We start from the raw sequence: 13,003 nt of genomic DNA, 5'->3' as shown, positions 1-13,003 counted from the left end.
TAGAAACGGGGGAAGCAAGCAGTGAAAACGGCGCAGAGCAGATGGGTTTTCATCATAGATGTTGCCATGTTCGGGCTGATGCTGGCGATCGCCTTTTATGTGTTTAATCGTACAGGCTACAGCGGTTTGAAGACTGTGGTCGCGATAGGTATTGGGATTAGCGTGCTTGTATACATACTACGCAATCTGGTGTCCGTGGTACCTGTGCCCAAGCCAAAGGCAGAGCATAAACGGATTGCCAAGCTGGTGTTGATTGATGAAGAGGGTGAGTCTGTTAAAGAATGGTATATTGAAGGCGAAACCTCATTGTTAATCGGCAAAACAACATCACGCTCTGAAGCGGATATTGATTTAGCAGGTACAGATTATGCTTCCTTGGTAAGTGTGGAGCATGCGGTACTCAACCGGGTAAACAGCGACTGGTTTGTGGAGGATGTGGATTCCGGCAACGGTACCGGGCTACGGTCTGCGAACGAAAGTGTCACCAAAAAGCTGGAAAGTGGCGAGCCTTACCGAATTTACTCAGGCGATTTATTATATATTGCCAATACCAGGCTGCTCGTTAAATAGAAGAAATTGCACAACACGTAGATCGCTGTAAAGACAATCAAGACAATGGGGGAAGGAACCGACTATGAGTTTGACAAGATGCCCGAACGGACACATGTTCAGTACACGAAAGCACGGAAATACGTGTCCTTATTGTAATTCGGTAGTAAATATAGCCGCACCCAAGAGCGCGGAACCAGCAGCGAAAACAAACGTTGCGGGAGACGATGACAAAACCATGCCGTATTTAGGCGAGACGGTAGGAATTCACCCGGTAACCGGATGGCTGGTATGTATCGAAGGAGCACAGGTGGGTCAGGACTATCGCATTATGGCAGAAAAAAACTTTATCGGGCGCGCAGAGGAAATGCATGTCCGTATTATCGGAGACAACACGATTTCCCGCAGAAATCATGCGGTCATTGTGTATGATCCGAAGAAACGCAACTTTTACTTGCTGCCAGGCGATTCGTCAGGCTTGGCGTATCACAATAACGAGGCGGTATATTCACCAGTGGAGCTGGCTGCTTATGACGTGATTCAGCTCGGACGCAGCAAATTTATCTTTATTCCGCTGTGCGGCGCTCATTTCGAGTGGGATAACGAAAATTAGAACGGAAGTGGGCAATGGTGCAGGGAGGTAACGAGATGCAGCCTTATTTTGTTGTATGTGGAGCTGCGGTGCTGTTCGCTGTTCTTCTCATCATCCGTATACGACTGACGCGAAGTTCCAGCAGCCGTACCGTGAGTGGAATTGAGATTGGAAATGGTCAAACGATCGGGAGCCGGAGCGAGCAGGATGATTATTTCTCCAGTATGACCACTCCTGTGGGTACGCTGGCTGTTGTTGCAGACGGGATCAGTGGGCTGGCTAATGGACGTATGTCCAGTACCTTGGCTGTGACGACTTTTACGAAGGCATTTGCCAAGTTAGAAGATGCAACGAATTTGCACGGATATTTTGCAGAGGCTGCAACCCAAAGCAATCGCGGTATTTTGCAAAATTTGAATGGGCAGGGCGGGGGAACGACGCTCGCGGCGGTCATTGTGTGCGGCTATCAGCTGTATTACGGAGCGGTGGGCGACAGCTTGATTACAATTTACCGCAATGGTCACTTTCAGACAGTCAATTCCAAGCATACAGCGGAAACACTGCTGGAGGAACGAGTGCTTGCTGGACAAATGACCTCAGAGGAAGCTAAAACGAGTCCTGTACGCAATCAACTGGTCAACTACTTAGGTTATGAAGGCTTTGAGAGCATGGAACTGGGGAATGCACCGATTCGCCTGTATTCGGGTGATTATGTGCTGCTGTGCAGTGATGGCATTCAGGAGGCGCTGACTGAGATTGAGCAGGAAGAGATCATGCGCAAGGGCGGAACACCGCAGGAAATGGCGGATGCCATGATCGACACCATTAACGATAAAGGGTTTAAAAGTCAGGATAATGCGACAGTGCTTATTTTGGCGATAGGATGAAACAAGAAAGACGGGGGTAGCGATGCGCAAGGACAACAGCGATTTTAGTACCGCCTTTGTGTCGGAAGCGGGCTCTTATATAGATAACCGGGACTATTTTGCATTCATGGAGACGGACGACATGGCCTGTTATGTCCTCGCAGATGGTCTGGATTCGGATCAGGAGCTGCGCAGCGCAGAAATGGTAGTCAAAACGGTGCTGGAAAACTTTATGGAGAAGCCTTCCATGTCCAAGCGGCGTTTGATGAGAGATCTGCGTGAAGCGCAGGAATGGCTGCAATTTGAAAGCCGTCGTGTCCGGCTTAAGGCCAGTCTACTGATGGTAGTGACCAACTACAACAAAATGGTGTACGTTTCGTGCGGTAATGTGCGGCTATATCATTTTCGCAATGGAAGGCTTAATTTTCGCAGTAAGGATCATAGCCTGGCTCAGTCACTGGCAGATGATGGTCGTATTCCAGACGAAGCGACCAGTACACACGAGGAACGGGGGAATCTGCTGGAATACTTGGGGAATCCGAATGGGGTTCATGCCCATTACGCCAAAAAGACACAGCTTGCAGATGGAGATGTCATGCTGCTCGCTACATCTGGGATGTGGGAGGACGTTGAACTGGCGGAAATGCTGGGTGCGCTGGAGGAAGCGAAGGACCCGGGTATGCTGACGGATACGTTGGAAGAGGTCCTGCTGAGCAAACAGCGCCGGACGGTGAATAATTACACGGCTACCGCCATTTATGTAAACAAAGTTTTCCAGGAAAAGCCTAAAAACCGTCGTAAGCTGATCAAACGGATTTTGATTGCGTTGCTCGCCTTTGTAATCGTGGGCGGGGGAGCATGGATTACACTGGCGCGTATGGCTGCGAACAAAGCGGCTGCGCTGGAAACGATGATCGAATCGGCTCAGGCCGCGGATGATTATGCAAGAGCTGGCGATTATACAAAAGCGCTCAAATCCTACAGTGAAGCGAAAAACGCGGCAGTTAAGATTAATGATAAAATTCACAAGCGGTTGTACACGGCAGAGCAGAAAGTATCTCAATTGATGGTCGACGGAGACGGCTATGTGGAAAAGGCCGATTTTACCAAAGCTGAAGCCAGCTACGATAAAGCACGGAAAAGCGCCGGGCTATATCCACCCTTTAATGTGAAGGACATTGAGCATAAAATCGACCAACTGGACAGCTATGCCGAGACGGCGAGCTGGATGAAGGACGGAGATTTAAAATTCCAGGGTGGCGATTACACAAATGCACTCAAGCTTTACAAAAAAGCAAATAAGGCTGCGATGGAATCCGGCTATACGTCCGCGCAAAAAGAGCTGGAGAAGAAGATTACAGAGACCAATGATAAATTGACAGCTATTCAGCAGCAGCTCAAGGAGATTCAAGCTGGCAAGCTTCAGGCCAAAGGGGATCGGCTGATGAAAGATCTCGATTATGAAGGGGCCATTGATGCTTATAGCGGGGCACAGGAGATTTATCAGGAGATTGATAAGCTCGAAAGTGTTCTGGCGCTGGAGCGGAGCATAGCCAAGGCGGAGGAAAAGCAGAGCGCGGAGCAGCAGCAAAATGGACAGCTTCCTGCTGGATTGGGATTGTCTGACGGAGTGTTGAACGACACAGATGCTGGAGACGCAGCGAGTGAAGCTTCATCTTCCGCTGCGGCAACCTCTGCCACAGCATCGCAAGCGAAGGCTGCGCCGACGGCTTCAGCGGGTCCTACGCCCGCGAAGAGGGAAGCCTCTCCGACTGCAAAAAGTGGTGGTACGGGGGATGGCAATGCCGCTTCGACCAAGGCGGACACCAGCAAAGAGCAAGGAACTGCTGATTCTGCTTCTAAAGCAGCCGGGGCGTCTAATTCAGAGAGTCAAGATCAGGCTGCTGCGAACGGGAAATAAGTTTTTATGTTCATTGAATGCTGGAGCCGGAAGGGAGTGAGACGTCGTGAAAGAGCTGGTACAAGATCGTTTGAGCAAGATGGACGATTTAGAGCAGAGACGTTTACTGAAAAATATGATGGCGGGGGTATTTATGAACCTCGTCGAATATCAGGAAGAAATGACCCGCCAGCTAGAACGGCGGGTATTTGAGGAAATTGAGAATACAGAAGAAAAGTTTGATGTGTATGTGTCATTGACATCGCGTGAGGACTATGACCCGATTCATGAATTTTTATATCCTGTGTTGCCCACCGATGCAGTAGAAAAACAGGTAGACATCAGTCGTGTGGCAGAGGTGGTGCGCGAAGGCGGGGAGATGCCGCTATTTACGCTTTTTCTCGGAATGGAGACCGAACAAATCTCGGCACTGGTACGCAGCAAACGAATTTTCTTAGGAATGCTGGTCACGGAAACTGCAAAATACCCGATTCGTTTTCGTCTGGAGCATAATCGTTCTTATATGTTGGAGATTGAGCAGTTGTATCATACATTTATGCAAAATGGCATGCCGTGGAAAACGATTAATCATCCATACGCTTATAAATTTGTGGACTGTGTATTGATTGGTGGGGACGGCGAGCCGGCCGCTCATGAAGAAATCCATGAAATCTCGATTTCGTTGGAGGAATTCGACGTTTATAAGAAAGTCGATGTTTTTCCGTTGTGGAACATTGAAAGACTGGCTCTAAAGAACAGCGGTTTTCCTATACCAGCTATGGATCGTGTGAACTATGAGCATGTGCTGCCTTTGCGTAAAACAGGATCAGAGCATGGTTACCTGATTGACGGGACTGAAAGTGATATCCGCTATATCAAGCGGACAGAAGAGGAACTGACGATTGTCACACCACGTGATAAATCTGGCGAATGGAATGTGTTGAAGGTTACGAAACCATTTACAACCAAGCTTAGTCGTCAGACTTTTCCGGTATTGTCTAATCGGCGGCAGGACAGCTTTTTGGGTCGCTATGCAGGAAAACAGGCCGTGATTGTCCGGGCTAAAGCAGAGATCACGCGCATCGTTAATTCGTTTGAAGCGGCACAGGGGCTAGAGCTAGAGCGTGTGGACATCTGGGGAGGTGCTGGGCGAAATGATATAAGCAACCTTGTAACCAAAACTCAGACGTATCCGTTAAATCCGTTTGTCAGCGATAATGTACGGACAGAGGATGGCAAGCAGATCATGCGATTGGGGTTCAGACGTGGTTCTGAGGATGTGTTGCCAACCACACCTGCTTACATTTTATCCGATTTAATGAGCTTTCTGGTGTCGGAAGTGCAGATGTATTTTCCAGAGTACAAGTGTGAAGGAGAATGGGTGTGAATTACGTTTGGGATTTGCTCATGCGCGCAAGGAAACAGGGGCTGGATGTAGATAAATTCCGCTTCGTACCCGCTGTCAGCTATTCTCCGTATATGGAGCTTAGCTTGGCTGAGCTGAATACGTCCCATTTGGAGCAGGTAGTGGAGATTAATCCGTACTACCGCTTTTATTCTATTTTTCGGGATCTGTTTCCACCGGATGCAGCAGAGGATCTGGAACTGAGAGAATCGCTATTTGATATTATGATGCATTTTCTGGCGGAGATCGATTTGTATCAAGGCATGAATCGGCGAGAGTACCATATCCGGTTTGTTCAGCGTGATATTGCGGATGGCATCTTTGGCCCGAAGGTAAAGGAAGCCTTTGGACAATTAAACCGTGAGGAACAAGACGCGATTGCTGAAGGCCTGCTGCGCCTGTATGAGACGGGGGAAGCCGTACATCTGTTAAAACAAACGATGCGTCGCGTCTTCCATCGCTCGATCATTTACACCAACTGTGAGGAAAAAGACGAACTACTCATATATATTGGCCAGGAGGAGACGATGCTGTCACGAATCAAAGTCGATCTGATTCTCGATTTGTTTCTTCCAGCACGGTTTACGACGGAATTGTATTGGACCAGTCATTTCGGCATTTTGGAGGAAGACCCTACGATGAAAATAGATGCTATCGCCCTCTATTAAGGCTAAATGGCTAAGAAAGGACATGTGAACGATGAACGGACCCTATACATACAGGTTGCTAGACCCGCTCACCGATCGAAAAAGCGCTCGTTTCACGACTAAATACACGCAGGCGGAATTGGAGCAAATGACGACCTTTCAGTTGCGCGGGATATGTGATAAAGAGCGACTGGTCGAGGGCTTTGCGAATCGTCTGGCACGTGAAGAATTGATTCGCGTAATCTTGCGATTTCGAAGCGCGGAGGAGCATCTACTCATTACCAGACCCAATCCTGACGGTTTTGAACGTATGCAATCGGCACTACAGCGCAACTGGAATGACCGCCCGCAGGAGAGTGGCAGTATTCGGGTTCCCGCCAAAATCACGCTGTATCAGGGTGTGCGCACAGGTCGCATGGACAACTATCGGATCGAATCCGATTTGCCTTGGCTGAGCTCATCTAATGTGCTGCTGGTGAATGCGACAGGGGAATTATGTGGTGTTTTAAATTTGGTGAAGGATGAGGGACGAACAGGCGTATATTATCTTTCTCGTCACCGCGATGCTGAACTGCGAGAGACATCTAATCATAGCTATAGCTTGCTGTTTCTGCGAAGACAGGAGTCAGAATATTTTTATAACCTCTACTATGGAGATAAGCCGATGCTACCGCTGAAACTTCAGGGTCATCGAATCCCGGTGGCAGAGCTGATCATTCGGGGCACGGAAACAACCGATGCGGTACTGGCGATTGATTTTGGCACCTCGAACACCACGGCAGGTGCTTATTTGGATAGTTCCTACGTTACGGCCCCTGATACAGGGATGAGCAGCACAGTAAGGCTGGACGCTATCAATTATGTGTCATTCCCTGGTCCAGAAGGTACGGAAGGCGACTGGATCGAAGTGCTGCCGACCGCCATTCGCGTCGCGGACTGCTCCAATCCCGAGCATATCGTTTATGCATTTGGGGAGGAGGCACTACGTGGAAGCGATGTGGCAGGCAGCCGTGCCACGGTATTGCGGGGGATTAAACGTTGGGTCAATGACTATAAGCGAATCGAAGAATTAATGGATTCTGAGGGGAATACAGCAACCGCATCCCGCAGCGATATTTTAGCGGCGTTTATCCGTTATGTGATTGCTACAGCCGAGCAGCAATTTAAGTGTCGGTTTCGCAATTTACACTTTTCTGCTCCTGTCAAGCTGCAGCCCCAGTTTATTGAGATGTTTAGCGATATTTTGCCTGATTATCGGATTGAAGCGGAGGATGCGCTGGACGAAGGGCTGGCAGTGCTGTACAACACGTTGGCAGACCAGATGGAACGAGGAACTTTTGCAGACGGTGAGGAGTATCAGGCACTTGTCATTGATTGTGGTGGGGGCACGACAGATTTGTCTTCCTGCCGCTTCCGGATTGAAGATGGACGTATTGCTTACAAGCTGGATATTCACACAACGTATGAAAATGGGGATACCAATTTTGGTGGAAATAATCTGACGTATCGGATTATGCAGTTTATGAAAATTGTATTTGCAGGTTATTACGCTGCGGAGACGCGTTTGCCTGACACTGATATTGATGCTCTGATCGGCATTCCTTCGGGAGATTTGTACCGTCATGTGGATGAGTTTGGTGTAGATGCTGTATATGCAGGGCTGGAGGAACGGTATCGTGAGGCAGAGGCGATCTTGCCTACCGCGTTCAAACGGTATGAGCATGCTACACGGGATGAATATCAACGGGTACTGAGTAATTTTCATCTGCTGTGGAGTGCGGCAGAAAATATGAAAAAGGAATTTTTTCTACGTACGGGGATATTGCGCAGCCGCTTTGAATCCGAGCAGGTATTATCTGCTGAAAGCGACCTGAACATTGCCGTAATGGATCGTTGGCTGGTTTCGGTCATTGAGAATGGACGGTTCCGTGATGAATATGGTCTACCTGATGTAGTGTTTAATATTCGTGAAGTACAGCAGCTACTTAAGGCAGATATCTACAATATTGTGCGCAAGTTTCTGGATGATTTTTATTTGGAGGGACGCTTGCAGGATTATTCGATTATCAAGCTAACCGGGCAGTCCTGCCGGATTGACGTGTTCCGCGAAGCACTCAAGGAATTTGTACCAGGGCGCGGTATTGAGTTTCGACAAAAGGCAGAAGACCTGAGCCGAGTACCTGAGTTGAAAATGGCCTGTCTGCGCGGGGCTATTCGTTACCTGAACGCTAAAAAAATGGGAACCATTGAGCCTGTCATTACCAATCATATTCCAGCGATTCCGTATACGGTCAGCGCATGGACGCATACGGGGCGTGAGAAGGAGCTGATTGCGAGTTTGGAAAGCAATCGGGTACGCGGTTCTATTTCCCGGCCGTCTCAAGCGGTTGAAGTGGAATTCTTCCTGACGGCCAACGGGGGCAAGCTGCGTCAGCGTCATGTGTACCGCAGTCGGCCAGATGCCTTTGAACCCATGCCGTATGAGGAAATTGCTGTGCTGTACGGGCAGGATATTCCACAGGATGATACGGACTCCATTCGCAATGAGGAGACGAAATATTTTGTTTTTGTCGGGGATAGTCGTTGGGGCTTTTACGTCGTACCGATTACTCGCCGTGATGAATTGCTGTATCTGGGTCCGAAGCGCTTTTATGCCTTCGAAAATGATCTCTCCGAGCTGGATTTCTTTGACGGCACGAAATAATAAATTAAGGATTTTGCAAAATGCAGAAATCAGAAAAGCACACAACACATGGAGGGAATAACATGCTGTATGCAGGTTTTTGGAAACGAACTTTGGCCTATATCATTGACAGCCTTATTTTAGGATTTGTATTTATGATAATCGGACTGGTCTGGATCATCATTCAGGCCATTGGAGATTGGGTGCCATCTCCGGCAGAAACCTCTATGCTGACAGACGGGCCGACTGCTATTTTTACTATGCAATTATTAGGACAAACTTTGATGAATTTGGGGGCTTCATGGTTGTATTTTGCGATCATGGAATCGTCCAAATGCAGAGCTACGGTGGGCAAGCTGGCTCTTGGTATCGTTGTAGTAGATGAATTTAACCAAAAGCTGAGCTTTGGACGTGCGAGTGCCCGCTACTGGAGTAAAATTGTATCGAGTATCATTTTGTGGATCGGTTTTATCATGGCAGGCTTTACAGCTAGAAAACAGGCTCTTCACGATCTGATTGCACGTACCTATGTTGTGGACAAGCGCGAGCTGAATTATATACTGCGCGAGCAGGCTGGGCGCGGAGCCGGGATGTAAAGGTAGATCAATAAACTCTGAGATTAAACCTCAGTCTTCAATCGGGGGAAGCACGATGGATATACGCAGATGTATAGAAAAGAATTTTCGCCTATTTATTGGATTACTTGGAGTAAGTAAAGCTCCACCCACCACCGATGATGGAGTTATTGTTCCGCCTCCTGCGCCTGGTGTGAATCGGCTATCTGTTCCCTTAAATAAAGAAGAATAGAGAAAGGAGGAAACCCCATGTTAACGCATATCGTTCCAAAGTTTGAAAAAGGTCGCATTCTCAAAACCGAGATGCTGGAAAATCTGCGGGATTACCCCCGTAGCTTTCTGGATATCCGGTATCAGGATTATTCGGATGGTATTATTACCGGAATGAATGTGACCGTCGGGGAACATGCGCTGACCGTAGGCAGAGGCATTGTAAAGCATAAAAATAGATTATACCTGCTGGAGCAAGAGCAGGAAGTTTCATATGTGGCTACGGGGCGGCTATCGGTGTTGAAGCTGCTCTTTTTGGAACAAACCGATCGCCCGGATTTCACCGTGCATCATGCAGATATTGTGCTAGAGGCCGAGGCTGAGATCGGATTGGATGAACTGGAGTTGGGCCGATTCAAACTCAAAGATGGAGCCGTGCTTCGCTCCAATTATCAGGATTTTGCCGATATGGCTACTGAGTTCAATACATGGAGTGATATTCATGTCCCGTTTGCGGGGTTGTATCAAAGTACGTTGCGCCCAGAAACGCTGCGCTATTTTGCATCCGAGCTGCTCAAAAGCGGTACAACCGATCCGATGGATTGTATGTTTGCTATGATGTGCCTGAACCTGGAGGCTGTAGACAGAGAATCTATCCAGCATTATATTGCAAACCGAAGTGGTGTGGAATATAAGGAATATTCACATGCTCAGCTCCATAGGCAGCTGGTGCTGATTTTGGAAGGAGCCGGACGGGGGAAGCGCACAACAGGCCGCTGGCAGGGCGGTGGAGCTGGACGGATGATTGTGGATTAGAACATCAGATAGAGGAGTGGAGTATGCATCCCCTCTATCTTTACTTCTATGCCCCAGTATTTGTTAAATCAATCCGGTGTAAGCCTATACATTTTTTTAAATAAAAAAGATGACATATGTATAAAAACAGGCATAAAGTCACTAAGACTATAGTCGCTTGTTTGGTGAAGTATGCATTCCTTAACCTGCTGAAATTCGACATTTTATAGGCTAGATGGATGTGCTTGAGACTAAGCTTGAGGTCAACAAAGTTGTCATATCAAGGAATACGTCTTTTAAGAAATTATAAGTGAGAGAGACTTGAACGGATAAGTTGCAGCGATTGCGCAATTGTGCTTGTCCATGATGAGTCTTTTTATATCGCTCCTCCATACCTTGTAAAACCAGTCCGATTAGAGTAGAAAATTTGCATACATATGTATAAAAATGAGTATTAAGTCGTGGAAACGCCCTTTGCTACGGTGAATTGACAAAATATAATGCAGTGGCTAATATGGTTGGGAACACGGGAGATATTGGAATTTATAAAGGGGCAATGAGTTTTGAATAAGAGACTAGATAACAGATGTAACTACAAAATGAGATGGGGCCAAACGATTTTGGGAGCGCTGTTGGCGCTTAGTCTGGTGTTACTCAGTGGAGGAAATGCGTGGGCTTCATCCAGTGAACAGTTAAAATGGATTGAGGGTGGCCGAAAGGTAGACCTGGGAAATGTAGCTGCGGTTGATTTAGACTCATCTCTTCTTTTTTTGGATGCGGCTAACACTGCGAAGGTAAGCGAGATGAATCACGAAAAGCCATCTGGCAAGGAAATTGGGAGTATATTTCCGAAGGATGAAAATCAAAATTGGGAAGTTGTTTTTGAATACTATGAACTTGGACATATCAAGGATGATGAAAAAGAAGACATCGATGCAGATGCCATTCTAGATAGTTATAAAGAGGGTACGGAAGAGAGTAACAAGGAAAAAGCGGAAAGTGATCGTCTGTATGTTACAGGCTGGGATGTGGAGCCTTTTTATAATGAAACGACCCATAATTTAACCTGGTCTATGCTGGCGGAGGATGGGAACAAGGAAAAGCTGATTAATTATAATGTTCGTGTGCTCACTCGTCAGGGTTATATCTCTGCCATATTAGTGTCCCATCCTGCACATTTGGACGCGGATAAGAAGTTTTTGAATGAGAAAATATTACCCAAGCTGACCGTCAAATCAGGGGAGCGGTACGAGGATTTTAATGCTTCAACAGACAAAATTTCTGAGTATGGCCTGACTGGACTGATTTTGGGAGGAGCCGGTTTGGCAGTAGCTAAAAAGGTAGGCTTGTTGGCATTAATCCTTGCTTTTGTTAAGGGCGCGGGAGTTAAGGTGCTTGTCCTCATTGGTGCTGCTTGTGTAGGTGTGTTTGGTGTGATAGGCAAGTTTTTTGCCAAATTATTTCGCAAGAAAAAGTCAGAATCCATGCACAATGAAACGAATGCTCAGGATCAGTCAGAAACATTACAGTAGCTCTAAAGAAACACGCCATAATATAATTACTAACAAAAAGGTCAGGCAGCCTGATCAGTACACACTGAAGAGGTAGCATGGGCAAGAACATTATGAACAGATGATCATGGTAATGATAGACCCATGAATCATCTGTTTTTTCGTTTATTTATCCCTTGTAATACTTTCGGTATACCGCGGGTGTTGTGCCTTCATATTTTTTGAATATTTTAATAAAATACCCTGGCTCATTAAAGCCGAGCTCACTACTGATCTGGGATACAGGGATATCTGTAGCTTCGAGCAGCTGCTTCGCCCATTTCATCTTTAAGCGGGCAAGATAGCTGGAAAAGTTCTCACCCGTTTCCTTCGCAAACAGCCGACTAAAATAACTCGGACTAATGTGACACAAGTCAGCCATGGCTTTTAGAGAGAAAGTTTCACCTTTGTGCTCATAAATATATTCAAAGGCGGGTTTGAGTACAGGATTTCCGTACGGAATATCCTCATCCCCTGAGGAGTTCAGATAGGCATCTGCTAAGAAATTATTCATTTCTTTCTTAAGGCTTTCGATATGCTTCAGCGAGTAGCCAGGAAGGATATCAGACAATTGCGGACTGGACTGTATGGCCGAAGCCTTTTCGAACATTTCCGCGAGAAGATTTTTGTTCATTGCTTCTTCAACAATATAATTACACAATAAGGATAACATGTTGGAGATCATCTGAATTTCCTGATAGGTCATCGTCGGCAAATCGGCATAGTAGTCCTTAAGTTCCTCCCATTTGGAGCTGTACAGTTTTTCATTTTTTGATGTGAGGATTTGTTCCAGCTGTAAAGCGTTCGAAGGATCGGCTAGGCGAACCTGACCTGCCATGACGGCGCCAATGTACTTATCGTCGATAATGATTGGTACCGCGATGTCAACGATGTCATAATGACAGAGATAAATATAAGGTTTGTTGGAACGCACCGCTTCAAGTCCACCACGAGAGTCACATTTCTGGCAGTAGGGAAGGAGATTCTCATCTTGGCGAACCTTCTTGCAGAACGATTGACATTGGCTGTGACTAGTTACGGGATTCCCTCTATAATCGACGGTGAGAATGGCTAATTTGGTAACGGATGCTAATGAATCCTGCAACTGCTCCCACTTTTTCAAATCAAAGATTTTCTGGATGCTCAAATGTTCACGTATCAAGATTCTCATCCCTTAATAGTAAATTATCCTGTAGGCAACAACAAAAAAGTACAATTCACATGCTTCAGT

The 13,003-nt window shown here is 46.8% G+C and carries 11 protein-coding genes; 10 read left to right on the top strand and 1 reads right to left on the bottom strand.

Annotation, left to right across the window (positions count from 1 at the left end; all coding sequences use genetic code 11):
- Positions 1-21: 21 nt before the first annotated feature.
- The 10 genes from MKX36_RS18245 to MKX36_RS18200 all read left to right on the top strand — a co-directional run bounded on the left by MKX36_RS18245 (position 22) and on the right by MKX36_RS18200 (position 11,754).
- Complete coding sequence (locus tag MKX36_RS18245) at positions 22-570, top strand: FHA domain-containing protein (RefSeq protein ID WP_103042553.1); 549 nt, start codon at positions 22-24, stop codon at positions 568-570.
- Between the two features lie 64 nt (positions 571-634).
- Positions 635-1,162 (top strand): FHA domain-containing protein, encoded by a 528-nt coding sequence (locus MKX36_RS18240; RefSeq protein WP_025365579.1) that lies wholly within the window; start codon positions 635-637, stop codon positions 1,160-1,162.
- A gap of 35 nt (positions 1,163-1,197) precedes the next feature.
- A complete protein-coding gene (locus MKX36_RS18235; RefSeq protein ID WP_290409263.1) occupies positions 1,198-2,028 on the top strand; it encodes a PP2C family protein-serine/threonine phosphatase in 831 nt (276 codons plus the stop codon).
- Between the two features lie 22 nt (positions 2,029-2,050).
- Entirely contained in the window at positions 2,051-3,928 is a 1,878-nt protein-coding gene (locus MKX36_RS18230; RefSeq protein WP_340865276.1) for a serine/threonine protein phosphatase, read from the top strand.
- 46 nt (positions 3,929-3,974) lie between these two features.
- Entirely contained in the window at positions 3,975-5,294 is a 1,320-nt protein-coding gene (locus tag MKX36_RS18225; RefSeq protein WP_340865275.1) for a normocyte-binding protein, read from the top strand.
- Positions 5,291-5,980, top strand: coding sequence for a hypothetical protein (locus MKX36_RS18220; RefSeq protein WP_016818675.1), 690 nt, complete (start codon positions 5,291-5,293; stop codon positions 5,978-5,980). The genes MKX36_RS18225 and MKX36_RS18220 overlap by 4 nt, the downstream gene beginning before the upstream one ends.
- A 31-nt stretch (positions 5,981-6,011) precedes the next feature.
- Complete coding sequence (locus tag MKX36_RS18215; protein WP_340865274.1) at positions 6,012-8,663, top strand: molecular chaperone; 2,652 nt, start codon at positions 6,012-6,014, stop codon at positions 8,661-8,663.
- Positions 8,664-8,725: 62 nt separating this feature from the next.
- A complete protein-coding gene (locus MKX36_RS18210) occupies positions 8,726-9,238 on the top strand; it encodes an RDD family protein (RefSeq protein ID WP_016818677.1) in 513 nt (170 codons plus the stop codon).
- A gap of 228 nt (positions 9,239-9,466) precedes the next feature.
- Positions 9,467-10,243: a hypothetical protein gene (locus tag MKX36_RS18205; RefSeq protein ID WP_016818678.1), complete on the top strand. Its 777-nt coding sequence runs from the start codon at positions 9,467-9,469 to the stop codon at positions 10,241-10,243.
- A 578-nt stretch (positions 10,244-10,821) separates the two neighbouring features.
- Positions 10,822-11,754: a DUF2167 domain-containing protein gene (locus MKX36_RS18200; RefSeq protein ID WP_340866129.1), complete on the top strand. Its 933-nt coding sequence runs from the start codon at positions 10,822-10,824 to the stop codon at positions 11,752-11,754.
- 148 nt (positions 11,755-11,902) lie between these two features.
- Here MKX36_RS18200 and MKX36_RS18195 read toward each other — a convergent pair whose 3' ends face one another.
- Positions 11,903-12,934 (bottom strand): PocR ligand-binding domain-containing protein, encoded by a 1,032-nt coding sequence (locus tag MKX36_RS18195; RefSeq protein WP_340865273.1) that lies wholly within the window; start codon positions 12,932-12,934, stop codon positions 11,903-11,905.
- Positions 12,935-13,003 lie beyond the last annotated feature (69 nt).

Origin of the sequence: Paenibacillus sp. FSL W8-0439, from assembly GCF_038008995.1 — a bacterium.
Classification (GTDB): Bacteria; Bacillota; Bacilli; order Paenibacillales; family Paenibacillaceae; genus Paenibacillus; species Paenibacillus polymyxa.
This window is presented reverse-complemented; position numbering and strand designations above follow the sequence as displayed.

Bases quoted from the DNA above. Each gene is read 5' to 3' on its own strand.
- MKX36_RS18200 (WP_340866129.1), top strand. From the start codon at position 10,822: ATGAGATGGGGCCAAACGATTTTGGGAGCGCTGTTGGCGCTTAGTCTG.
- MKX36_RS18210 (WP_016818677.1), top strand. From the start codon at position 8,726: ATGCTGTATGCAGGTTTTTGGAAACGAACTTTGGCCTATATCATTGAC.
- MKX36_RS18235 (WP_290409263.1), top strand. From the start codon at position 1,198: ATGCAGCCTTATTTTGTTGTATGTGGAGCTGCGGTGCTGTTCGCTGTT.
- MKX36_RS18240 (WP_025365579.1), top strand. From the start codon at position 635: ATGAGTTTGACAAGATGCCCGAACGGACACATGTTCAGTACACGAAAG.
- MKX36_RS18215 (WP_340865274.1), top strand. From the start codon at position 6,012: ATGAACGGACCCTATACATACAGGTTGCTAGACCCGCTCACCGATCGA.
- MKX36_RS18230 (WP_340865276.1), top strand. From the start codon at position 2,051: ATGCGCAAGGACAACAGCGATTTTAGTACCGCCTTTGTGTCGGAAGCG.
- MKX36_RS18205 (WP_016818678.1), top strand. From the start codon at position 9,467: ATGTTAACGCATATCGTTCCAAAGTTTGAAAAAGGTCGCATTCTCAAA.